This is a genomic window from Campylobacter sp. JMF_15 NE4, from assembly GCF_027737645.1.
Taxonomy (GTDB): domain Bacteria; phylum Campylobacterota; class Campylobacteria; order Campylobacterales; family Campylobacteraceae; genus Campylobacter_B.
Map to the genome: position 1 here is coordinate 50,220 of NZ_JAOVTY010000003.1, position 22,607 is coordinate 72,826.

At 41.5% G+C, this 22,607-nt stretch carries 22 protein-coding genes; 5 read left to right on the top strand and 17 right to left on the bottom strand.

Annotated features, from left to right (window positions below; all coding sequences use genetic code 11):
- Window positions 1-18: 18 nt before the first annotated feature.
- Window positions 19-2,244 carry a tetratricopeptide repeat protein gene (locus tag OFN98_RS07010; RefSeq protein ID WP_270874987.1) on the top strand — a complete coding sequence of 742 codons (2,226 nt, stop codon included), beginning with the start codon at window positions 19-21 and terminating at the stop codon, window positions 2,242-2,244.
- 42 nt (window positions 2,245-2,286) lie between these two features.
- Here the strand turns inward: OFN98_RS07010 and OFN98_RS07015 are convergent, their stop codons facing one another.
- From OFN98_RS07015 to OFN98_RS07045, 7 genes are all read right to left on the bottom strand, one after another.
- Window positions 2,287-2,496 (bottom strand): hypothetical protein, encoded by a 210-nt coding sequence (locus OFN98_RS07015; protein ID WP_270874986.1) that lies wholly within the window; start codon window positions 2,494-2,496, stop codon window positions 2,287-2,289.
- A 90-nt stretch (window positions 2,497-2,586) separates the two neighbouring features.
- On the bottom strand, window positions 2,587-3,363 hold the full coding sequence (locus OFN98_RS07020) for an undecaprenyl-diphosphate phosphatase (protein WP_270874985.1): 777 nt from the start codon (window positions 3,361-3,363) through the stop codon (window positions 2,587-2,589).
- On the bottom strand, window positions 3,350-3,964 hold the full coding sequence (gene thiE, locus OFN98_RS07025; RefSeq protein ID WP_270874984.1) for a thiamine phosphate synthase: 615 nt from the start codon (window positions 3,962-3,964) through the stop codon (window positions 3,350-3,352). Before thiE ends, OFN98_RS07020 begins: the two co-directional genes overlap by 14 nt.
- Complete coding sequence (locus OFN98_RS07030) at window positions 3,957-4,559, bottom strand: hypothetical protein (protein ID WP_270862777.1); 603 nt, start codon at window positions 4,557-4,559, stop codon at window positions 3,957-3,959. The genes thiE and OFN98_RS07030 overlap by 8 nt, the downstream gene beginning before the upstream one ends.
- Window positions 4,560-4,622: 63 nt before the next feature.
- Window positions 4,623-5,351: a basic amino acid ABC transporter substrate-binding protein gene (locus OFN98_RS07035; RefSeq protein WP_270874983.1), complete on the bottom strand. Its 729-nt coding sequence runs from the start codon at window positions 5,349-5,351 to the stop codon at window positions 4,623-4,625.
- 11 nt (window positions 5,352-5,362) lie between these two features.
- Window positions 5,363-6,091, bottom strand: coding sequence for an amino acid ABC transporter ATP-binding protein (locus OFN98_RS07040; RefSeq protein WP_270870051.1), 729 nt, complete (start codon window positions 6,089-6,091; stop codon window positions 5,363-5,365).
- A complete protein-coding gene (locus OFN98_RS07045; protein ID WP_270859767.1) occupies window positions 6,084-6,791 on the bottom strand; it encodes an amino acid ABC transporter permease in 708 nt (235 codons plus the stop codon). The genes OFN98_RS07040 and OFN98_RS07045 overlap by 8 nt, the downstream gene beginning before the upstream one ends.
- A gap of 99 nt (window positions 6,792-6,890) precedes the next feature.
- Here OFN98_RS07045 and putP point away from each other — a divergent pair, with 99 nt between their 5' ends.
- Window positions 6,891-8,396 carry a sodium/proline symporter PutP gene (gene putP, locus OFN98_RS07050; protein ID WP_270874982.1) on the top strand — a complete coding sequence of 502 codons (1,506 nt, stop codon included), beginning with the start codon at window positions 6,891-6,893 and terminating at the stop codon, window positions 8,394-8,396.
- Window positions 8,396-8,938 carry an HD domain-containing protein gene (locus OFN98_RS07055; protein WP_270874981.1) on the top strand — a complete coding sequence of 181 codons (543 nt, stop codon included), beginning with the start codon at window positions 8,396-8,398 and terminating at the stop codon, window positions 8,936-8,938. The genes putP and OFN98_RS07055 overlap by 1 nt, the downstream gene beginning before the upstream one ends.
- Window positions 8,939-9,432: 494 nt before the next feature.
- Here the strand turns inward: OFN98_RS07055 and OFN98_RS07060 are convergent, their stop codons facing one another.
- From OFN98_RS07060 to aroQ, 10 genes are all read right to left on the bottom strand, one after another.
- On the bottom strand, window positions 9,433-10,461 hold the full coding sequence (locus OFN98_RS07060) for a GDSL-type esterase/lipase family protein (protein ID WP_270874980.1): 1,029 nt from the start codon (window positions 10,459-10,461) through the stop codon (window positions 9,433-9,435).
- Window positions 10,454-11,536, bottom strand: coding sequence for an SGNH/GDSL hydrolase family protein (locus OFN98_RS07065; RefSeq protein ID WP_270874979.1), 1,083 nt, complete (start codon window positions 11,534-11,536; stop codon window positions 10,454-10,456). The genes OFN98_RS07060 and OFN98_RS07065 overlap by 8 nt, the downstream gene beginning before the upstream one ends.
- A complete protein-coding gene (locus tag OFN98_RS07070; RefSeq protein ID WP_270874978.1) occupies window positions 11,537-13,054 on the bottom strand; it encodes an MBOAT family O-acyltransferase in 1,518 nt (505 codons plus the stop codon).
- A gap of 58 nt (window positions 13,055-13,112) precedes the next feature.
- Complete coding sequence (gene metE, locus OFN98_RS07075; RefSeq protein WP_270874977.1) at window positions 13,113-15,389, bottom strand: 5-methyltetrahydropteroyltriglutamate--homocysteine S-methyltransferase; 2,277 nt, start codon at window positions 15,387-15,389, stop codon at window positions 13,113-13,115.
- Between the two features lie 565 nt (window positions 15,390-15,954).
- Entirely contained in the window at window positions 15,955-16,986 is a 1,032-nt protein-coding gene (gene mnmA / locus OFN98_RS07080; RefSeq protein ID WP_270874976.1) for a tRNA 2-thiouridine(34) synthase MnmA, read from the bottom strand.
- A complete protein-coding gene (locus OFN98_RS07085; protein WP_270874975.1) occupies window positions 16,983-17,585 on the bottom strand; it encodes a TIGR00730 family Rossman fold protein in 603 nt (200 codons plus the stop codon). Before OFN98_RS07085 ends, mnmA begins: the two co-directional genes overlap by 4 nt.
- Window positions 17,586-17,599: 14 nt before the next feature.
- Entirely contained in the window at window positions 17,600-18,373 is a 774-nt protein-coding gene (locus tag OFN98_RS07090; protein ID WP_270874974.1) for a nucleotide-binding protein, read from the bottom strand.
- Complete coding sequence (gene folK, locus OFN98_RS07095) at window positions 18,370-18,888, bottom strand: 2-amino-4-hydroxy-6-hydroxymethyldihydropteridine diphosphokinase (protein WP_270874973.1); 519 nt, start codon at window positions 18,886-18,888, stop codon at window positions 18,370-18,372. Before folK ends, OFN98_RS07090 begins: the two co-directional genes overlap by 4 nt.
- On the bottom strand, window positions 18,888-19,919 hold the full coding sequence (locus OFN98_RS07100; RefSeq protein WP_270874972.1) for a M24 family metallopeptidase: 1,032 nt from the start codon (window positions 19,917-19,919) through the stop codon (window positions 18,888-18,890). The genes folK and OFN98_RS07100 overlap by 1 nt, the downstream gene beginning before the upstream one ends.
- A gap of 9 nt (window positions 19,920-19,928) precedes the next feature.
- On the bottom strand, window positions 19,929-20,396 hold the full coding sequence (aroQ, locus tag OFN98_RS07105) for a type II 3-dehydroquinate dehydratase (RefSeq protein WP_270859780.1): 468 nt from the start codon (window positions 20,394-20,396) through the stop codon (window positions 19,929-19,931).
- Window positions 20,397-20,517: 121 nt separating this feature from the next.
- Between aroQ and mqnF the strand changes: the two genes are divergently transcribed.
- Window positions 20,518-21,732: an aminofutalosine deaminase family hydrolase gene (gene mqnF, locus OFN98_RS07110; RefSeq protein ID WP_270874971.1), complete on the top strand. Its 1,215-nt coding sequence runs from the start codon at window positions 20,518-20,520 to the stop codon at window positions 21,730-21,732.
- A complete protein-coding gene (gene sppA / locus OFN98_RS07115; protein WP_270876649.1) occupies window positions 21,720-22,592 on the top strand; it encodes a signal peptide peptidase SppA in 873 nt (290 codons plus the stop codon). The genes mqnF and sppA overlap by 13 nt, the downstream gene beginning before the upstream one ends.
- The last annotated feature ends 15 nt before the right edge of the window (window positions 22,593-22,607 follow it).

Below are 22,607 nucleotides of genomic sequence, written 5' to 3' on the forward strand. Positions count from 1 at the left end.
TATTATAAGGAATTTAGTATGGCGCCAAAACCAAATAAAATCGGAAGCGATAACCCCAAACCAAGAGCTGAGCGAATTTTCACAGATAGAGTAGAGCCAAAAGAGGCATTTTTAAAAGCTTTGGAAAATTTAAACCAAAAAGATTATTCTGTTTTAGCCTTTTATGGTGTCGGTGGTATCGGTAAAACGGGCTTAAAAGAGCATTTTTGGGATATGATAAAACAAGATGAAAAGCTAAAAAACGAAATAATTTATTCGTATTATGATTTTGAAAAAGACCAAAATTTCACACCAAGCGAAGTGTATAAAAAACTAGCAGATAGATTTAGCATAAATTTTAAAGTCAAATTTAGTGCCTTTTCTTTGGCGCATTTGATTTATCTAAAAAAACAAAATCCAAATTTTGAGTTCAAAAAAGAGACTTTGCCGTTTTTAGAAGAGGGGGATATTATTTCAAGCGCAGTTATGTTTCTAAGCCAAAATGCAGGTAGCGTGGCTGGACTAGCGACCAAGCTTGTGGGATATTTGTATAAAAAATTCGCAGATATTATAAACCCCACACTAAAAGCAGAATTAGAAAAGCTTGAAAATAAAGAACACTACGAAATCGAAGCCGAACTTCCTAGATTTTTTGCCTATGATTTAGATAAATTTAAAGAGAAAAATCCCGACAAAAAGGTCGTTATATTTCTCGATACTTACGAGCTTTTATGCAAAAAACAACCAAACGATGCCGACACACTAAAACAAGATGAGTGGGTTAGAAATTTTATCGCCCAAAATGATAAAACGCTATTTGTCATAGGCGGTAGAGAAAAGCTAATCTGGGATTTAGAAAATGATTGGAAGGAAGTTTTAACACAGTTTAGGCTAAAAGAGTTAAGCAGTGATGATTGTAGATATTTTTTAAGTCATTGTGGTATAACAGATGAAAAAATCCAAGATAATATCATAAAATGTAGCTGTGGAGTGCCATTTTATCTAGATATTTGCGTTGAAATTTACGAGAGCAATAATGGGGCTGAAAATTTCGAAAATTTAAAGCAAATTGATGTTACGGAAAGACTTTTGCGTTACCTTGATAAAACCGAAAGAGCGACTTTGGAGTTACTATCGGTAGCAAACTACTTTGACAAGGAAATTTTTAAATTAATCATAGATAAATTCTCCACTGGCTACCCCGCTACGATGATAAACGAACTAGCCAAATTTTCGTTTATTTCACCAAACGATGGACGATACTATATACAAAGGCTTATGAAAGAGTGCCTAAAAAACCAGTGCGACACTGAGTTAAAAAGCGAAGTTCATAAATTGCTTTTTGACTATTTTAATGCCAAACTTAGTATCTCTGACTCTCCCGATCCTAGAACGTTGGATACGGCTTATCAGATACATATAATTGAAAAAGCAATGCAAAAGCGTGCTAAGCAACACGAGCGTGCTAAGCAACACGATAAAGATTTTTATGTAGATGAGGATCAAGAAAATTATGTAAATGAAGCATTTTATCACAAAGAAAACTTTGACGGCATAGAAAAAGCCATAGACTGGCTTTTAGAACAAGTTGAAAATTATAATAAATCTGATCATTTTATAGATATTTTGACAAAAGTAGCAGATAGCAATATTGATTATAGATTAGAAGATATTTTTACAAGTATCGGTATGGGATATCAAATAAAAGCAAAAAGCTATCAATTCCTAGAATCCATAATGGAAGATTCAAAATTAGATGAAACAAGAGAAAATGAAATAAAAAATGAAATAAAAAAAATTGCTCCTCATGCTTTTGATAACTATGAAAAAGCAATCAAAGAAACAACAAAAAATGAAATTAAAAAAACTGATTCGCTTTCTTTTGATAACTATGAAAAAGCAATTAAATATTATTTAAAATCACTTGAAATATACAAAGATAAATTTTTAAAAATCGATTCGATTGATATTTTGAAGAAGGTTGTTGATCTTTATTATAATTTAGCTTTTTGTTTGCATGCTATTAGAGATTACGAGAACGCGATATTTTATTATACAATAGTAATCAAACTTGGAACAAATACTCTAAAAATTTCCGACTCTTGTTATGGTTTAGCGAATTGTCATTACTATCTCGGAGATCTTAATGAAGCAACAAAATGGTTTGAAATCGGTATGAGTATAAAAAAGACAATGTTTTTTGGCGGCAACAACCGAGTTGCAAATTTAAATCAATTGATAGATGATTTAAAACAATCTCTATAATTCCAATTCTATACACAACTTCTCGCAATGACGCCTAATCTGTCATTGCGGGTGAGTGAAACGAACGAAGCAATCGCCAATGTTTAAATCAAGAATTTGCAAATTTGGATTTTGATTATTTAAAATTTGGCGATTGCCACGAATTTTTGCTTTCGCAAAAATTCTCGCAATGACACGGAATTTGGGTTTTGGAATTTTAAACTCGTAGATTGCTTCGACGGCGTTGCCGTCTCGCAATGACAAATCAAGCAAATTTTATAAATCAGCTCGCTATGACAGATTAAGCAAAATTCTCGGCGCAGTATCCCAAAATTTGCGAAGCGAAATTTGGCGAAATTTAAATCACAAAATCACAAACAAAAACAAAATTCCTACGATAATGCGATAAATTCCAAACGGGATAAAGTCAAATTTGCTAACAAAGCTCAAAAACAGCTTGATTGCAATTAGCGCGACCACGAAGGCAACCACTCCACCAAGCAGAAAAATCCAAATATTTTGCGAATTTTGCGCGAAGGTGTCGAGGTTTTTGTAAGTATCATACAAAGTCGCCGCAAACATCGTAGGAATCGCTAGTAAAAAGCTAAATCTGGCAGCTAAATTTCGGCTAAGCCCACAAAGAAGCCCGGCGATAATGGTCGCTCCCGATCTAGAAGTGCCCGGCACCATAGCAAAACACTGTGAAAGCCCGATTATAAAGGCTTGTTTGTATGAAATTTCACTGAAATGTTCGCCCTGCTTTTTAGGCGGATTTTTCTTGCGAAGTAGCTCGACCACGATAAAAATCACGCCCCAAATGACAAGCATATACGCGGTCGTGGCGGGCGAAAATAGCGATTTTATCGTCTTATACATCAAAAATCCGATGATTGCTGTGGGGAAAAATCCGACCATAAGCTTTACCCAAAGCGAAAAATCTTGTTTAAGCCTCTCAAAAAACATAAAAACTACCGCTAAAATCGAGCCTAGCTGTATCACGACCTCGAAGCATTTTAGCGCGTCTGTCTGCTCCAAGCCCAAAAAATGCGACGCCAAAATCATGTGTCCGGTCGAGCTTACGGGCAAAAACTCGGTCAGCCCCTCGACAACGCCTAAAATTATCGCACTAATTATATCCATTGATTATGCCTTGTAAATTTTTTATGTTTTGCGAAATGCTATTTGGTCTGTAAATCGCACTCACAAGCGCGATATAATCGGGGTTTAACTCCAAAATTTGGGCTAAATTTTCCCCGCTAATCCCGCCAATTATCGCAACTGGGATTTCAAGCTCACGCTTTGCCATTTGCACGATTTCGTGCGGACAAAGCGGGGCCTCTTTTTTGGTGGAACTTGCAAACATCGCCCCAAACGCAGCGTAACTTGCACCGCAACTTTGGGCGATTTTAGCCCTTTTTATGTCGCTATAACATGTCACGCCAATGATTGCCTTTGTGCCCAAAAATTCGCGCGCCGTGGCGGGATCTGCGTCATCTATGCCGATATGCACGCCGTGAGCGCGGAGTTTTTTCGCCAAAGCGACATTATCATTGATGATTAACTTCGCGCCGTAATCCTCGCAAAGCGAGATTAGCGAGGCGATGAGAGTTTCGTCTTGGCGCGGGAGTTTGGAGCGATACTGCACGAGTTTGACGCCACTATCTAAAATTTCACGCACCTGCGAAAAAACGCTAGAATTTGGCGTCAAAACATCATCGGTAAGGGCGTAAATTTCACTCATTGATTGACATTTCTATTTTTGGTTTTTCTTCTGCATTAATGATAGTTAAATTTTGACTAGCATTATTTTCTTCTTCATTTTTTACTTTTTTTGGCTCATCTTTAATCCCAAGAGCACATTTGGTGAGTTTTTCATATTTTTTTCCAAACAAACCGCGCTTGTTTTCCATAGCATACACACTAGCCTCTATTAGCGCCTCGCTATCATCATTTTTTAAGCTCGCAACACCTTGTCTTACAAGTTCTAAACTGAGATTTTTTTTATCTGTACTAAAATCGCAATATAATTTTTTAGCTGTTTGCTTGCGTATGGTTACGAAATATCTTGCGCCCGGTTTAATAATATTTTCTATCATTTTTTTTTGATTTTTAATAAAATTTTTAATCTCTTGATTATTCGCTTTACATCTATTTAAGTCTTTCTCGTTTATTAAATAAATTTGATTTGGCGTGCAAACAAATCTGCGATCACCTTTTTTAAACAAAAAAAGGTTTTCATCTTGAACATAAGCTAAAAATTTCGCATACATCACATCATTTCTCGCACACGCACTCGTAACCAAAAGCGATAAAAATATAAAAATCAGTTTTTTCATAAAAGCCCTTTAAATAGAAAAAAGCGCAAAATTTAAAAGGCTAAATTTTGCGCCAAATTTGGATTATTTTAGATTGTATTTTTCTAAAAGTTTGTCGTATGAGCCATCAGCCTTCATCTCGTCGATTGCTTTGTTGAATTTCTCCACAAGCTCAGGATATTTGCCCTTATCGAAAGCAAAGGCAAATCCGTCGCTTCCGTCAGACTCTCTCATAAACTCCACGATATCGTCGTTTTTCTTCAAATACTCCACGCCCACAGATGAATCCACGCAAAGCGCATCAACTTTTTTGTTTTTTACTAGTAGCACGCCAGCAAACACGGTCTCGGCTGGATTGACATCTGCGCTAGGAATTTCGCGAATTGCGTTTTCTTGGATTGTGCCAAGTTGCGCTGTTAGGCGTTTGCCTTTAAGATCGTCTTTGGTTTTTAGGCTATCGTCGTCTTTGTGTTTGATATATAAATTTTCGACCTCATAGTATGAGTTTGTGAAATCCACAGCGTTTCTTCTCTCTGTTGTCGCGCTCATACCTGATCCTGCTAGATCGATTTTGCCGCTTTTTAGCGCTGGGATTAAGCCGTCAAAGCTCATATTTAAAATTTCGATTTTCAAATCGGCTCTTTTTGAAATTTCATTTACCAAATCAATATCAAATCCAGTGATAGTTGAGTTTTCATCTACGAACTCAAAAGGCGGATATTCGGCGTTTGTGCCCATTACATAGACATCTTTTGCACAAGCAATTGAGCCAACCAAGCTAGCTGCCAACATAAATTTAAGAAATTTTTTCATTTCTGCTCCTTTTAATGGTTTAAAATTTTATTTAAAAAGTCTTTTAAGCGCGGATTTTGCGGATTTTCAAAAACATTTTTAGGCGTATCATCGACTAAAATATTTCCGCCGTCCATAAAAAATATTCTATTTGCCACATTGCGCGCAAAGCCCATTTCATGGGTTACGACAAGCATTGTAATGCCCTCTTTGGCAACCTCTTTCATAAGAGCTAAAACCTCGCCTATCATCTCAGGATCTAGCGCGCTTGTCGGCTCGTCGAAAAGTATCACATCTGGGTTCATCGCTAGACTTCTAGCAATTGCGATGCGCTGTTTTTGCCCGCCTGAGAGTTTGTGCGGGAAAGCCTCCGCCTTGCTTTCCAAACCCACTTTTCGCAAAAGCTCCATAGCCTTTTCTTTGGCTTTTTCTGGGGTATAAATTCCAGCTTTTACCGGGGCTAGGGTTAAATTTTGCAAAACATTTTTATTCGCAAAAAGGTTAAAATGCTGAAAAACCATGCTGACTTTTTGGCGAATTTTATTGATATCGGTTTTTTTATCAGTAATATCTGCGCCACCGATTTTGATACTGCCCTCGCTTGGGGTTTCGAGCAAATTTAAACATCTCAAAAATGTCGATTTTCCACTCCCGCTTGGTCCGATGATTGCGACAATATCGCCTTTGTTTATGGTTTTTGAAATGTTTTTCAAAACACAAAGCTCGCCATAATTTTTGCTTAAATTTGAAATTTCAATCATGTCTATTTAGCCTTGATTCTAAAATTTTAACCAAAAGCGAGAAAAATTTCACACTCGCATAATAAATCACACCAGCGAAAAGTATCGGCTGAACCGTATATAGCGAGGCTTGCAGGCTTTTTGAATAAAATGTCAAATCCGTAATCGCCACAAGTCCCACGACCGAAGTTTCTTTAAAAAGGCTGATAAATTCGTTTGCCAAAGCCGGCAAGATATTTTTTATCGCTTGCGGGAAAACAATGACTTTCATCGCTGTCGAATACGACAGGCCCATAGCGCGCGCAGCCTCCATTTGACCGCGATCGACGCTGTTTATTCCGCTACGGACGATCTCGCAAACATAGGCTGAGCTGTTAAGACCTAGCGCGACAATGGCTGCAAAAATATTGTTTTGCCAAGTCGCAAAAACGACAAAAACAAAAATCATAAGCTGTATGATTATCGGCGTGCCGCGGATGATATCGACATACTCGTCGATAATAAAATTTAAAATTTTATTATCCAAAAATTTCAAAAACGCCAAAATAAATCCCAAAACTATACCAAGCGCGATACCGCCACTTGTGAGTATTAGCGTGACGCCATAAGCATTTACAAGCGCCATTTTGCGCGCGTCTGTTAAGTTATCTGGATAGCAAAAATAAATTCCTGCGCAGATGATAATCAACGAAAAAACAATCTTTAAAATTCTCTCGTTCAATCCCCAGCCTTTAAATTAAAATTTAGCCTAAAAGCATACTAAAATTTTGATAAATTTCAAGTAAATTTTGATAAAATCGCACCTTTTAAGGAGTGGAAAATGAGTTATTGGATCTATGCCTCGATCGCTATGTATTTCCTAGCCCTCGTCATCATCGGCAGACACTACTACGACAAAAACGCAAGCCTGAGCGAATACCTCATCGACAATCGCAGATTAAATCCCTTTGTAACCGCACTTAGCGCAGGTGCTAGCGATATGAGCGGCTGGATGCTTCTAGGGCTTCCTGGGGCGTTTTTTGCTACTGGAATTAGCACGATTTGGATTGCAATCGGGCTTTGTATCGGTGCGTGGTGCGCGTATAAATTTCTCGCAAAAAGGCTTAGAATTTACACCGAAGTCGCAAGCGATAGCATTACAATCCCTGATTTTTTGGAAAATCGTTTTAAAGATAAAACAAAATCTCTTCGCATAATCTCTGGACTTTTGATTATCGTATTTTTCACACTCTATGTTTCTAGCGGAATCATCGCAGGCGGAAAGAGCTTTGAGACATTTTTCGGGCTAAATTTCGCTTACGGCGCGATTGCGACGATTTGTATCGTTGTGTTTTATACATTTTTTGGCGGATTTAAGGCCGTGGCGATAACAGACGCTTTCCAAGGCGCGTTAATGTTTATCGTGCTAATTATGATTCCAGCCTTTTCGTTTAATGCGCTACAAATCCCAGATAGTTCTAGCTTTTGGGGCGAGGTATCAAAAATCAGTCCGTCGCATTTAGATCTATTTGAAGGGCAAACTTTTCTTGGAATTTTGGGGCTTTTGTCATGGGGGTTTGGCTATTTTGGACAGCCTCATATCATCGTGCGATTTATGGCAATTAGAAATTCAGCCGAGATGAGTTCTGCGCGCAGAATTGGGATTTCGTGGATGGTTTTTGGACTGCTTGGGGCGATGGCTAGCGGACTAATCGGCCTAGTGTATTTTCACCAAAACTCCCTATCTATCAGCGATCCAGAGAAAATTTTCCTAGAACTTGGCAAAATTTTCTTCCACCCATTTATCCTTGGCGTGATTATTTCAGCCGTGTTAGCTGCGATTATGAGCACGATTTCTAGCCAGCTTTTGGTCAGTGCTAGCTCGGTTACGAAAGATTTCATTTTCGCATTTTATAAAAAAGAGGTCTCATCGGCTACCCAAACCCTAGTCTCCCGCCTCGCTGTCGTTTTCATCGCGGTGCTAGCTACGATTGCGGCGTTTTTGTGGGACGATAGCGTCTTAAATGTCGTCGGACACGCTTGGGCGGGCTTTGGCGCGAGTTTTGGAGCGGTGCTGCTTTTTAGCCTGTATTCTAAGCACATGAGCGCTTTAAGCGCGCTGTGTGGCATGCTAGTGGGCGGAATCACCGTCATAATCTGGATAATTGCCGATTTATCGGGCTATATTTATTCGCTACTGCCTGGATTTACATTTTCGATGATTGCCATAATGCTAGTCAATAAATACAACTCCGTGCTAGATAAAATGGCGGACGAGCCAAATTTAAGCGAAATTTCAATCGAATTCGAAAAAATGAAAGCACGAAACGAAAGCGAGAAAAAATAGTGTTAAATTTGAAAATGGCAAAAGATTTAATCTCGGGCGCAATTTCACAGCCAAATTTAATCGCGCATTGCGAAAATGTAATGGCCGCAATGGGGGCTATGGCGGAGCATTTCGGCGAGGATAAAGAATACTGGCAAGCAATCGGCTATCTGCACGATTTCGACTACGAAAAATTCCCAGACGAGCACCTAGCGCACACAGCTGGGCCACTTTTGGGCGCTGGCGTAGATGAAGCTAGCGTGCGGGCGATACTCAGCCACGGATACGGCATTTGCACTGATGTCGAGCCGATTTCAAATTTAGAAAAGAGCCTATTTTGCGTCGATGAGCTAACAGGCATAATCGATGCCTGCGCCAAAATGCGCCCAAACGGCTTTGAGGATTTAGGCACTAGCAGTGTAATGAAAAAATTTAAAGATAAAAAATTCGCCGCCAAATGCGATAGAAGCGTGATTTTAAAGGGCTGCGAAATGCTTGGCATGGATATCAAAGAGGTCGTAGAAATCTGCATAAAAGGCATGAGAGAACTGCACCACGCTTGATACAGCAGTGAAATTTTAAATTTCAAATTTCTGCAAAATACTGCCCCGAAATTTTAAATTCATAGATTGGCACGAATTTTGCCTAATTTGTCATTGCGAGAGCCGAAAGGCTCGAAGCAATCTACGAGCATAAAATTTAAAGCGTGTAAATTTGCTGTCATTGCGAGAAAACGAAGTTTTCGAAGCAATCCAGTGAAATTCAGATAAATTTCAATTCAAATTTTCTACCACTCCCTAAATTTTACTGGATTGCTTCGTCGCTTTTGCTCCTCGCAATGACACAAAATTCACATGCTCTAAATTTAAAGTCGTAGATTGCCACGAATTTTGCTAACGCAAAATTCTCGCAATGACAAATTGGAAGTAAAATTTAAGTTGAAGTGTGCTGAAAATTTTACTGGATTGCTTCGCTTTGCTCGCAATGACAGATTATATAAAATTTACAAATTTCGGGGCAGTGTTTAAAAGGTTGCGCTAGCGGATTATGCTAAATTTTAAAATTCTATCAAATTTCGCTTCAAAAGCCTGGCTAAATTTCGCCCAAGCCTCTCGTAACCCCCAGCTTCTAGGTGGATTTCATCGGGACGGATTAGCCCCATTTTGCGCCAACCCTCCCAGCCTCCGTCCTCGCTCATCGCCATATCAAAATCATAAAACATAAGCCCCATATCGCTGGCTAGGTGCCTTATCACGGCCGCTGCGCGCGCGGCGTTTGGCACTTTGGGGCTGCGAGGCGGGGCAACGAGCAGGATTTTTGCCCTGCGCGAGCCTTTGCGAAGTGAGCGCACTAGCCCCCGCAGAGTCGCGTAAAATTTCGCCTCGTCAAAGTTGCTATCAAGGGCATCGTTTGTGCCATAAGCGATGATAAAAAGCTCGTAATCAAGTCGTGCCAAATCCCTAATAAAGGCGTTTTTGCCCCATTTTTGATACGCGCTCGAATACGCGCCATTGCTAGCGCAACTATCGGCAAAACTGCCATTTTTGCGGTAAATTTTATACCCACCAAGCTCCGCACCCTCGCGCAAAGAGCGGATTTGCACCGGAAAAGCGAGCGTAAAGCGCGTGTATTCCCAAGAATTTCGCAAAAGATGATTTATGCGAAATTTCCGCCCATTAGCGTCGATAATCTCGAAAATTTCGCCATTTCCGCCCACTCTGTGAAGCACTTCGACCTCAAATTCGCCACTTAGCTTTTTAAGCTCGATTTGCAAACCAGCCCCATTTCTCGCCCTTGCGATGACCCCGCATAGCGGGAAATCCGAGTCTGTATCCCTGCGCGATGAGATAATCTCAAAGCCCTCGTTTTTAAATCTCACAGCCTCGCTAGCGTGAAATTTAGGCATTAGCGGGGCGATAAAGCCCACACTATCGTCGCTTCCGCCGAAAAATTCATCTCTAAATGCCTGTATTAGCGCGTCGCTTCCAAGGTGTGAATCGCCCAAAAACTTCACCCCAAAGCCCTGCGCTAGCGCGCCACTAATGCAGAGCAAAACCGCGAAAAGCACGCGAGCAAGGCTATTCAACGCTAATCCTTGCTAAAATTTTTTGGGTTATGATTTCACAGCCTTTTTTGCTGATGTGGATTCCGTCGTCTTGGCGGACGCGAATTTGGTTTTTGCCGTTTTTGAGATAGACCTTGTATGCGCCGTTTTCGCACACAAATGGGCTTGTAGGCATGTAAATTTCGCCAAATTCGTTATTCACGCTTTTATAAACTTTGTTAATCGCCTCGGTTTTTTGCTCAAATTTCGCTTCGTTCATGCACGGAAGCCCCAGCCACAGCACCTTTGCGCCGTATTTTTCGGCAGTATCGTAAATCTCCCTGACCCTGCTAGCGTAAAATTCGTTCCAAACCTCGCTCCCTACGCTTCGCACAGCTCCGTTAATCTTGCGCGGGTGAGTGTCGTTCGCACCCAAAAACACCACCACTAGCCCGATATTTTCGTTATTTGCCAAATTTTCGGATAAAACCTGCTGCCAGTTATGCCCCTTTTTATCGACTAGGCCGGTTGATTGCTTGCTAAGATCTAGCACTTTTAGCCCTGATTTTGGGAAAAATTTCTTAGCGCTCATACCCACATACTGCATTAGGCTATCGCCGATAAATAGCACGGTTTGACCGGCTTTAAGCGCGATTTTTTCATTAGATTTTTTCGCAACTTTTGGCGCGAGAACAGGAGCTGTTTCGTTCGCCTCGCTAGGCTTTGGCACGCTTAAATTCGCGCTTTTGTTATTATCAATTTTAGGCAAAGTTGTATCGGTTAGCTTAACTGCTTCGATTTTTTTAAGCTCGCGCTCGATGATTGCGTCTTTATCGCTTGGAGCGATAATGGGCGCAGTGTTACTAGCAAGCGTGTAAGTGGCTGTTTGCGGGGAGAAGCTTGCGAATTTCGCCTTTAAATTTGGCGTGAAATTTTGGATTTTTTGGCTAATGCTTGATTGTAATTCGCCCCCAAATCTCAAAGGCGAATTCGCCAAATACTCTTCCAAACCAAAATTCGAGCCAAAGCGCGAATTCGCGTAATAAATCAAGGAATTTTGCGCAAAAAAAGCCAAAATCAAAAACGCCACAACCAACGAAAACAAAAATTTAATCATCTAAAAACTCGCATAAATAAAATTTGGAATTCCACTTGGCATCAAAAGATAAATCGCGCAAAAAACCGCGCCCAAAACTATACCTTTTAGCCAAAATGGTAATCTCTTTAAAAAGCCCTCAATTAGGCGGTTTGTAACCAAAAATTTAGGATAAATCAAAACAAAAATCAAAACAGCCAAAACTAGCAAAATTTCAAATTTGCTCTGATAAAGTGGAGATGAAATAAGAGCCGAGAAAATCGCGCCAATCTCGCTAAAATCAGTGTTTGCGAAAAACACCCACGCAAAACTGACATAGATAAATGTAATTAACCTTGATAAATGCAAATTCAGCGCTCTTACTTTGCAAGCTCTAAGGCACTTTAACCACACGCACGCTAAGCCATGCAACGCCCCCCAAATGGCGAAATTTAGCCCCACTCCATGCCAAATTCCAGAGAGCAAAAATGCTAGCATTATATTAAAATTCATACGCCAAAACTTCCACGCACCGCGCACTTCGACAAATTCGATTATCTCTTTTTTGGCTTTTTTCTTTTTCTTTTTCTTTGCGCCGATTTTGAGCTTTACTGGCAGTTTTTTGCCCCAGCCACAATTCCCGCCAAGCGGGATATAAATGTAATCGCGGATAAAGGTAGAAAGGCTGATATGCCACCTATCCCAAAACTGATCGATATTTCGCGCAGTATATGGCATGTGAAAATTGCGCGGCAAAGCAAATCCAAGTGCGAGTGCTAGGGCGCGCGCAATGTCGATAAATCCGCTAAAATTCGTATAAATCACAAAAGAATAAAGCAAAATCGCCAACACAATTTTTAGCGCGCTAACCTCGCTAAAATCGTAAATATTGCTAAAAATCTCACCCACAAACGGCGTAAGATGACCGCAAATGACAAGAACTTTAAAAGCGCCGATGATAAAAAGCGCGAGAATTTTATCGCCGTTTTTAAAGCTTTTTTTTTGATTAAATTGTGGCAAAACTGGGTAAATTTTAGTGTATCCTTTGGAATTTTTATGCGCGGCTGCCCTGCTTATGGGGCCCATTACCACGCTTGGGAAAAACGCCAGATAGCAAAGCAAGCTCAAAAAATCCGCCCCCTCGCACTGCTTTTTGCCCACAGCCACGAGATAGGTTATCGACATAAAAGTATAGTATGAAATGCCCAGTGGCAGGGCGATTGACTCGATTGGAGAGAGACCAAAAAAATTTGTAACAATGGCGAAAAATTCTCTAATATGGCTAAAATATTTGAAAAAACACAAAAAACAAATAGAGCCAAAAACTGCCGATAAAATGGCAAATTTGCCCGAATTTCGCCTCAAAAATTTCCCAGCAAAATAGACAAAGCACGAGTAAGCAAACAAAATCGCGCCAAATTTTGGGCTTACAGAGCAGACGAAGCCGTAACTTGCAGCCAAAATTAGGATTTTTTGGATAAAGACGCTGTCTTTTTGCGACCAATACAGGGCAAAAAACAGCGTAAAAAGCAAAATAAACTCGGGCGAAAAAAATGTCATTTTGATTGATTATGAAGCGCGCAGGGCTTTGCACTGCCCTGCTCGCGCCGCATTACTCCTATCCTCTTACGATTTTCACAGCTTCTACCATATTTTTTAGGCTTGGTTTTACCTCTTCCCATTTGCGAGTTTTAAGTCCGCAATCAGGATTTATCCAAAGCTGAGATTTTGGCAAAACTTCCAAAAGTGCGTTGATTTGCGCTACCATTTCTTCCACACTTGGCACGCGAGGGCTGTGTATATCATACACACCAGGTCCTACTTCTTGTTTATAGCCTACGGATTTAAAAATTTTCAAAAGTTCGTTGCCAGAACGCGCCGTTTCTATGCTGATGACATCAGCGTCCATAGCTTCAATCGTTTTGATAATATCGTTAAATTCAGAATAGCACATGTGAGTGTGAATTTGCGTCTTAGCGTCTGCGCTTGAAACTGCGAGTTTAAACGCACCCACAGAGAAATTTTCGTATTGGCTGATATTCTCCTTACGAAGTGGATAGCCCTCTTTAAAGGCTGCTTCATCGACTTGGATTATCTTAATCCCTGCCTCTTGTAAATCAGAAATTTCATCACTAATTGCCAAAGCTAGTTGCTTGACAACCTCGCTTCTAGGCTTATCATCACGCACAAACGACCAGTTCATAATCGTAACTGGTCCAGTTAGCATACCCTTCATAATCTTGCTAGTGCGAGATTGTGCGTATTTTATCCACTCCACGGTCATCGCCTTTGGACGGCTAACATCACCAAATAAAAGTGGCGGTTTTACGCAGCGACTGCCGTAGCTTTGCACCCAGCCGTTTGCGCTAAATGCGTAGCCTTTAAGCTGTTCGCCAAAATACTCAACCATGTCGTTTCTCTCAGGCTCACCATGGACTAAAATATCAAGCCCAATCTCTTCTTGGAAAGAGACACACTCATCGATATAGGCTTTTATGTCTTTTTCGTAGGCTTCCTTGCTAATTAGACCCTTTTTATAGGCGTTGCGAACTTGGCGAAGTTCGGTTGTTTGCGGGAAAGAGCCTATCGTCGTGGTCGGCAAATCGCCGTAAGCAAGGGCATTTTTTTGAATTTTTATACGCTCTTCATAAGGCGTATCTCTTTGGAATTTTGTTAAATTTTTCACGCGATTTTGCACCGCTATATCGTGGATTAACGGCGAATTTAGGCGTGTTTTGGCGGATTTTTGATTTTCTTCATATTTTTTGATACCGCTATCACAGATTGGAATTTTAAAGAAAAGGTGGGTTAAAATGCAGACTTCTTCTAGTTTTTCACACGCAAAACTTAGCCACGATTTAATCTCAGGGTTTAGCTTTTCTTCATATTTTAGCGTAAATGGCACATGCAAAAGCGAACACGAAGTTCCCACATAAAGGCGATCTTTACTGACATACTGGGAGATGAATTCCAAAAATTCTAACTTTTTATCAATGTCGCTTTTCCAAATATTTCGTCCATCAATAACCCCTGCAAATAGCGTAGTTTTCGCATCTTTTAGAATTTCAAGCTCAGCTTTGATATTTTCTGTACTTGCATAGACAAAGTCTAACCCCACAGCCCAAATGTCTGTTTTAACGACTTCTTTCAAAGCTTCTGTGGCGTGTTCGAAATATGTCATAAATACGATTTTAATGTTTGAAGCGACCGAATTTAGCTTGTTATAAACGGGTACGATTTTTCCCGTTAGCTCCACGCCCCTATCGGTTACGAAAATCGGCTCGTCGATTTGAACGACGACTTCGCTATCAAGGGCTGAAATCTTGCCTAGAAGCTCGGCGTATTTTTCTACTAGCTCATCAAGTTTGGCTAGTGGTTCGCTTCCGTCCGTGCTTTTCGAAAGCGCTAGATAAGTTATCGGTCCGATTAAATTTATCTTTAACGCGCAACTATCCTTAAAATCGTTGTTTTTAGCTGCTTTATATTCGTTTAGAATTTTGTCTGCATTTAGGCTAAATTTTGTGTTCGCTGAAATCTCAGGCACGATGTAGTGGTAGTTTGTGTTAAACCACTTTGTCATTTCCATTGCTACGGCGTCTTTGTTTCCACGCGCCATCGCAAAATACTGCTCTTCGCCACTCAAAGCGGCAAATCTTTGGGGCACTGCGCCAAAAAGCACGCTATTATCAAGCATTAAATCATAAAATGAGAAATCATTTACGCTAATTAAGCCCGTCCATGCGTCTAACTGGTATTTTATGTGGCGATCTTTTAGCTCATCTGCTACCTTTTCTAGTGCGCCAAGTTCGCACTTTCCTGCCCAAAAGCTTTCTAACGCTTTTTTTAATTCTCTTTGCTCGCCGATGCGAGGAAAACCTGTGATATAACTTTTCATTTTTATCCTTTTTGTTTTAAAATTTTATAAATTGTGTTGAGAAAAAGTCTGAATTTTGCGCCGCTAGCGCGGCATGAATATGCGTGAATAAATGATTAGCCCTAGAAAAACACCGATAATATCAAGTCGCCATGGGACAGTGCATTTATTGCTTCCTTTAAATTTCAAATTAATCTGAGCATTTTAGCCTTATTTTGCTTTGATATAGATAAAATTTGAAATTTTAATTTCCACAAACACTGCCCCGGAATTTGCTCACCATTGTCATTGCGAGAAAACGAAGTTTTCGAAGCAATCCAGGGGAATTTAAATTTAAAATTCTACTTAAATTTAGCATTGAACGATTTTTTGAATTTAACCTGCGCCGTGCTTTTCTCGTAAGGGGGAAGGGGGCTTGAATTGCGAGGTCGCGCCCCTTCCCCCTTACAAACCCCCTACCCCCGACGACGCTTTTAAAGTGGCTAAATTTAGAAAAACTGCGTTTTTCTAAATTTAGCTGGTTTTATTTACGGAAATGCTTCGCATTTCTTGCAATGACAATAGCTAGCGTTGCAAATTTAAAATTTTACTCAATAAACCCGCTGGCTAGCACGCGGTCCTCTTCGTCGTAAAAAACCGCCAGCTGTCCCCCAGCTACGCCATTTGCTGGCCGAGAGAGCGTGCCACTAACCCCGCCACGCTCATTTAGCGCGATTTTTACAGGGATTTTCGTGCTTCGATATCTAAGTTTCACGCCCAAATTTGGCGCATTTAAAATTTCATCTACGCTCACAAATGCGTTTAAATTTCGCGTCGAAAACTCGTAAGTATCGAGCTCGTCGCGCCCGCCGACGATGATTTCGTTATTTTGCGCGTCGATTTTGAGCACGAAATGTGGCTCATGCGCGCCGTCTATGCGAAACCCACGCCTTTTGCCGATTGTGTAGTGCATATAGCCCTCGTGAGTGCCGATGATTTCGCCATTTGCGTTTTTTACCACGCCCGGGGTTTTGGTGTTTGTGTGGCGCTGCAAAATTTCGATATATGTTTTATCCACGAAGCAAATCTCGCTACTTTCGCTTTGTGCGGCAATTTCGATGAGCTCTGGATACGCGCTAGCCTTGGCTTTGACCTCGCTTTTAAACATCTCTCCAAGCGGGAAAATCATAAATTTTAGCGATTCTGGGCGGATATTTGCCAAAAAATAGCTTTGATCTTTGCTCTCATCGCGTGCCTTTTTTAAAAGTCCGTTTTCCACGCGCACATAATGCCCAGTAGCTAGGCGTTCGCAGCCGTTTTTATGGGCAAATTCCAAAAGCTTGCCAAGTTTGATTGTGCGGTTACAAAGCGCACAGGGATTGGGCGTAAGGCCGTTTTGGTATGTGCGCACAAACGGCTCATAAACCTCGCGCCTAAACTCATCTTGCAAATCCAAAATATGCGTTTTTATCCCCAAAAACTCCCCTACTTTGCGCACTTTTTCGATATTTTTCTCGTGATAGCCCGGCTTTTCGTGTAGCTTCATATAGCAGCCCTCGATCTCGTGCCCAGCGTCCTTTAAAAGCTTCGCGCTCATCGAGCTATCCACGCCCCCGCTTAGGGCGACCATGATTTTCAAAATTTCTCCTTTTTGATATGTTCTATTATCTCTTCTATGCTAGAACACAGCCTAAATCCCGCCAAATCGCCCTCATCAATCGTCCCCAAAGCTAACATTGAGGTTTTGAAAAACTCCACCAAAGGGGCGTAAAATTTGGCGTCGTATAGGTAAATTTGGGCTGTTTTAAAGCCTGTTTGTTTGAGGGTTAATACCTCAAACAGCTCGTCCATCGTCCCAAACCCGCCCGGGAAAATGACGAAAATTTCGCTATTTGCGATGAGCGCGCCTTTTCTAGGGGCGAAGGTTTTAAAATGCACATCGTGAGTCAAAAACGCATTACTTTTTTGCTCGAAAGGAAGCTTTATGTTAAAGCCCACGCTTGGGGCTTTTGCGCGAGCAAATGCGCCTTTGTTTGCCCCGCGCATTATCCCACCGCCTCCGCCTGTGATGACCGCATATCCCATATCAGCGAGCGCCGCGCAGAGTTTTTCTGCGTCTTTGACATATTGATTACCCGCATTTAGCCTCGCTGAGCCAAAAATCGTAACGCCTGGTTCTATGAAATTTAGGCTATTTTTCGCCGTTCTGATATCTTGTAAAATTTCTCGTATTTGCATTGTGTGATTAAAATTTAGATTAAATTACTAAGCTTTCCTAGAAAGCCACCGAAAGCGCCACGCTTTGGCAAAGCTTCCAGCCCAAGCGCCACCAGCGTCCTGCTTACGCTATCACGAAGCGCGATACTAGCCTTGCAAAACGGGCGCGAGATACTGAAAAGCTCCCTATTTTGGGCGTTTATAAAGACATATTTATCATAAGGCATGAAGCCAACTAGCCCAAATTTCACCTCGCCCAAATTCTTTCGTGCCACGGATTTTAGATTTTCGAATATCCCCACAGCCTCGTCCTCGCAAGAGGCGAAATTCATCAAAAACAAAATCTCTTTTTGTGGCAAATTTAGCGATTTCAAAAACGCGTAAGTGTTGCTGATAGCGCAGGGTTCGTTCGCACACACCACAATCGGCTCGGTGTCAAATTCTACTAGTTTTTTCGCATAATCTAGCGAAGCGTCGATTAAGATGAAATCAAACATATCCGCGCCAAGCGTTGCGCCCAAAAAGCTCTCTATCGCGCCATCTTCGCTCAAAAACACGCCGTCATTTGGCGCAATCAGCGTCAAATTTGGCAAAATTTTAAGCCCCTTGGCCTGAGAGTTTGCGAAAACAAAAATTTGGTTTTTGTCGATTTTAGCGTTTAAGATTATCTCTTGGTTGTTGAAATTTGGCACTTCTAGCACAGCCACAGCGTATCCTGCGTTAGCTAAAATTTGAGCGAAATTCGCCACAATCTGGCTCTTGCCAACTCCCCCTTTTGCGCTTAGAAATGTTAGAATTTTATTTTTCATACCAAACCTTTTTCAATCATACTTCCAAGTGGATAAATCACGCTTATGCGCTCTGCTGCGCCCCTGTGCGGCACGATTAAGCGCTCGTTTCGCCTAATTTTCACGCTAGAATACAAAATGTCAATGTCTAGCGTGCGCGGGGCGTTTTTAAAGCTTCGTTTGCGCCCAAATTTAAGCTCGATTTTTTGCATAGTTTTTAGCATTAAATTCGGTGCGAGCGAGCTTTGCACGCACAGTGTAGCGTTTAAAAAATTGCTCTGCTCTAAAAACCCAAATGGCTTGTTTTCTAAAATTTGCGACGAAGCGCAAACGAAAAAATTCGGATTTTTTTGTAGCAGGTGATACACACGCTCGAACCTCGCCCTGCTGTCGCCGATGTTTCCGCCAAGCCCTAAAATATAGCAAAATTTAAAATTCTCTTTTTTGGAGAATTTGCACGGGAAATTCCGGCTTTTTATGACCCTCACAGCCTCATTTAGCCTTAAAAATCCGTTTTTTTGCGCCAGAATTTGCATTATTCGCTCATGACCTCGCAACCATTTTTTGTCACGATTACGGTATCTTCGATCCTCACGCCAAACTCGCCTTGCAAATAAATCCCAGGCTCTATGCTAAAAATCATGCCTTCCTCTAAAATGGCCTTCGAGCGCGGGCTAATAATCGGTAGTTCGTGGATATCCACGCCCACGCCGTGCCCCGTAGAGTGCAAAAACTGCGCCCCAAAGCCATTTTGCACAATATAATCACGCGCGATTTTATCAATTTCGCGCGCAGCGACACCAGGTTTTACGGCGTTTATGGCGCGTTTTTGAGCCTCTTTGACAATGGCGTAAATTTTATCTTTTTTTGTATCGCCAAAATTTTGATTTTTGCTAAAATTTATTCCCTCTTGTGCGCTAAATTTCGCCGTTCTTGTGCGATCCGAGCAGTAGTTTTTATACCTCACCCCAGCGTCCAATAAAAGCAAATCGCCATCTTTTAGCCTCTCATCGCTAGGCAGAGCGTGAGCTTTGGCAGCGTTTTGGTTAATCGCCACAATCGGCTCGAAGCTAAGGGCTAAATTTCCGCTATCTTTGAAAATCAAAGTCGCGTTATAAAATAGCTCTTTTTCGCTCATACCAAGCCCATTTTCGCTCACAAATTTGGCAAATTCATCGAATTTCTGCGCGCCGATTTTAGCCGCAGTGCGCAAGATTTCAAGCTCATTTTCGCTTTTTATCGTGCGACGAATTTGGCTAAAATTTGGCTTTGGGATAAAGCGCGTTTTTAAATTTTTACTTAGTGCGTTAAATGCGCCAAAACTAAAATCATTAGGATCAAAAATCACAGCCCTCACCTTGTAAGAGCGCAAAATTTTACGCGCAGAAAGGGTTAAATCCGAGCTTTGCACAATTTGCGCATTTTTGGCTAACTCGCTAGCTTCGAGGCTGTATCTAGCGTCTGTGATAAAAAACCGCGCGCCATTAAGAGCTAGAAATATGCAGTTATCGCACGCATATCCACACTCCCAAAATACGGCGTTAGTATCCCTTAAAATATAGTTCATCTGCTTTGATTACGCCTCTTTTTTCGCCTCTTTTGCAGCCTTGATTTGCTCGAAAATTTGGAGCATACCAATCATCGCTAAATGGTATCCCACAGGGCCAAAGCCGATGATTTGACCGGCTGTAACAGGGGCTATCATTGATTTTTCGCGGAATTCCTCTCTGCGGTTGATGTTTGAGATATGCACCTCGATAGTAGGCAACGCCACAGCCATAAGCGCGTCTCTCATAGCGATTGATGAGTGAGTGTAAGCGGCTGGGTTGATGATGATTCCATCGCATGTGCCGTAGCACTCTTGGATTTTATCGACTAGCTCGCCTTCGAAATTGCTTTGGAAAAACTCGATTTCTACGCCACTTTGCTCTGCTACGACTTGCATTTGTCTGTGGATATCTTCCATTTTCATACGGCCGTAAATTCCTGGCTCGCGTAGTCCTAGAAGGTTGATATTTGGTCCTTGGATTACCATAATTTTCATTTTTTGTCCTTTTTAAAAAAATTTAATCGCTCATTATAGCCAAATATTGCTTATTTTTGACTATCTTAAATTTTTACTAATTTATTGTAAAATATTTCATCACAAATCACAAGGATTAATTATGAAAATTTTAAAGGCGAAGTGGATTTTAACCTGCGATGAAAAATTTAAAATTCACCGCGACAAAGCCGTAGTTTTTGACGAAAAAATAGAAGAAATTTTAAAACCAAATGAAGCTAGGGAAAAATACCCCGAGGCTGAATTTATCGATTGCGGAAGCGATATCGCCATGCCGGCGTTTATCAACACTCACACGCATTTAGAATTTAGCGCGAACCGCACGCACCTAATCTACGGCGATTTCGTAAAATGGGTCGCCTCTATCGTAAATGCCAGAGAAGAGCTCTCCAAACAGGCCTTAGAAACGATAATCGAAAAAGAAATTTTAACTATGATGAAATCAGGCGTGGCTACGATAGGCGAAATTTCTAGCTTTGGCACAGAGGCTCAAATTTGCGCCAAAACGCCTGCGCGCTTCGTGTTTTTCAACGAAATTTTAGGCGCGGATAAAAACACAATCGACGCAAATATAGATAAATTTAGCGAGCGCTTCACAAGGTCCGCTGAGCTTGTAAGCGATCTGTTTATCCCGGCAGTCTCCGTGCATGCGCCATACTCCACGCACCCAGAAATCACGAAATTTGCCACTGATTTTGCCCGCGATAACGAGCTTTTGATGAGTTCGCATTTCATGGAGAGCAACCACGAGCGCGACTGGCTCAAACACGGCAAAGGCGCGTTTAAAGAGTGGCTTGGGGCGTTTTTGCCAAACCCAAAACCATTTTATTCGCCAAAAAGCTATATCGAGTATTTCAAGGGCGTGCGCACGCTCTTTACGCACTGTGTCTTTGCAGATCTCAAACTTTTTGATAAAAAACTCCACTCTATCACGCACTGCGCGGTCTCAAACCGCCTTTTAGGCAGAGATAGATTAAAGCTAACTAGCGTTATTAAAAACGGCTATTTATTTTCTATCGGCACAGACGGGCTAAGCTCGAATATCAGCCTAAATTTCCTCGACGAGCTTAGGGCAAATCTCTTTGTGCATGATGGATTGGAGCTTAGCAAGCTTGCGCGCGAACTTTTGCTAGGTGCGACAAACCGCGCGGCAAAATCGCTGGATTTGAATTTAGGCGAGCTAAGTAATGGCAAAATCGCAGATATCGCTGTATTTGAGGGATTTGAGTGCGATGAGAGCCAGCTAGCGTTACAGCTGATTTTACAGAGTAAAAACGCAAAATCACTATATATCAAAGGCAAAAAATGCAATTTCTAAAAAACCTTTTTACGCCCATTTTAGCGGTGCTTGGCTTTATAAATAAATATTTTAAATCAATGATATTTTTGCTCATTGTGTTTTTGATTTTTAGCGGGGATAAGAGCGCGCAAAGTCCAAATGCAAATTTAGCCACGATAAATTTGACCGGCACGATTATGGACGATAGCCAAATTTTAGAAAAAATCAAAGAAATCGAAAACAACGGCGCAATCAAGGGCGTTTTGCTCATCATTGATAGCCCAGGCGGAGCTCTAAGCCCAAGCGTAGAAATCTCACAAGCGATAAAATCCCTAAACGCCAAAAAGCCAGTCGTAGCATACGCCAAGGGCACAATGGCGAGCGGAAGCTATCTTAGTGGCGTGTGGGCTAGTAAAATTTACGCAAACCCGGGCTCGTTTATCGGCTCAATCGGCGTGATTATGCAAGGGCTTGATGTTTCGAATTTAACCGAAAAAATCGGCATTAGCGAGCAGGTCGTAAAGGCTGGGGAATTTAAAGAGGCTGGAACCATGATGAGGCCGTGGAGCGAGGCTGAGAGGGAAAGTCTGCAAAGCCTAGTAAATCAAAGCTACGAGCTGTTTGCGCGCGAAGTGGCAAGTGCGAGAAAGCTTAAATTCGACGAGCGCGAAATTTGGGCGAACGCTAGGGTATTTTTAAGCGCGCAGGCCAAAAAACTAGGCCTAATCGACGAGGTCGGCTCACTGCAAAGCGCCAAAACAGCGTGCGAAAAGCTAAGTGGCGTATCAAATCCAATCTGGCTAGAACCAAGCCCGTATGAAAAAATGCTAAATAAACTCGCCACGCAGGGCTCTGCGATGATTTATAATCTAGCGCACGCGCGTTTAATGGCGTTTTAAGGGCTCAGGCGCGCG

Bases quoted from the DNA above. Each gene is read 5' to 3' on its own strand.
- mqnF (WP_270874971.1), top strand. From the start codon at position 20,518: ATGAAAATTTTAAAGGCGAAGTGGATTTTAACCTGCGATGAAAAATTT.
- OFN98_RS07040 (WP_270870051.1), bottom strand. From the start codon at position 6,091: ATGATTGAAATTTCAAATTTAAGCAAAAATTATGGCGAGCTTTGTGTT.
- OFN98_RS07070 (WP_270874978.1), bottom strand. From the start codon at position 13,054: ATGACATTTTTTTCGCCCGAGTTTATTTTGCTTTTTACGCTGTTTTTT.
- OFN98_RS07010 (WP_270874987.1), top strand. From the start codon at position 19: ATGGCGCCAAAACCAAATAAAATCGGAAGCGATAACCCCAAACCAAGA.
- OFN98_RS07085 (WP_270874975.1), bottom strand. From the start codon at position 17,585: ATGCAAATACGAGAAATTTTACAAGATATCAGAACGGCGAAAAATAGC.
- putP (WP_270874982.1), top strand. From the start codon at position 6,891: ATGAGTTATTGGATCTATGCCTCGATCGCTATGTATTTCCTAGCCCTC.
- OFN98_RS07030 (WP_270862777.1), bottom strand. From the start codon at position 4,559: ATGAAAAAACTGATTTTTATATTTTTATCGCTTTTGGTTACGAGTGCG.
- sppA (WP_270876649.1), top strand. From the start codon at position 21,720: ATGCAATTTCTAAAAAACCTTTTTACGCCCATTTTAGCGGTGCTTGGC.
- thiE (WP_270874984.1), bottom strand. From the start codon at position 3,964: ATGAGTGAAATTTACGCCCTTACCGATGATGTTTTGACGCCAAATTCT.
- OFN98_RS07035 (WP_270874983.1), bottom strand. From the start codon at position 5,351: ATGAAAAAATTTCTTAAATTTATGTTGGCAGCTAGCTTGGTTGGCTCA.
- OFN98_RS07020 (WP_270874985.1), bottom strand. From the start codon at position 3,363: ATGGATATAATTAGTGCGATAATTTTAGGCGTTGTCGAGGGGCTGACC.
- aroQ (WP_270859780.1), bottom strand. From the start codon at position 20,396: ATGAAAATTATGGTAATCCAAGGACCAAATATCAACCTTCTAGGACTA.
- OFN98_RS07090 (WP_270874974.1), bottom strand. From the start codon at position 18,373: ATGAAAAATAAAATTCTAACATTTCTAAGCGCAAAAGGGGGAGTTGGC.
- OFN98_RS07100 (WP_270874972.1), bottom strand. From the start codon at position 19,919: ATGAACTATATTTTAAGGGATACTAACGCCGTATTTTGGGAGTGTGGA.
- OFN98_RS07065 (WP_270874979.1), bottom strand. From the start codon at position 11,536: ATGATTAAATTTTTGTTTTCGTTGGTTGTGGCGTTTTTGATTTTGGCT.
- metE (WP_270874977.1), bottom strand. From the start codon at position 15,389: ATGAAAAGTTATATCACAGGTTTTCCTCGCATCGGCGAGCAAAGAGAA.
- folK (WP_270874973.1), bottom strand. From the start codon at position 18,888: ATGCAAATTCTGGCGCAAAAAAACGGATTTTTAAGGCTAAATGAGGCT.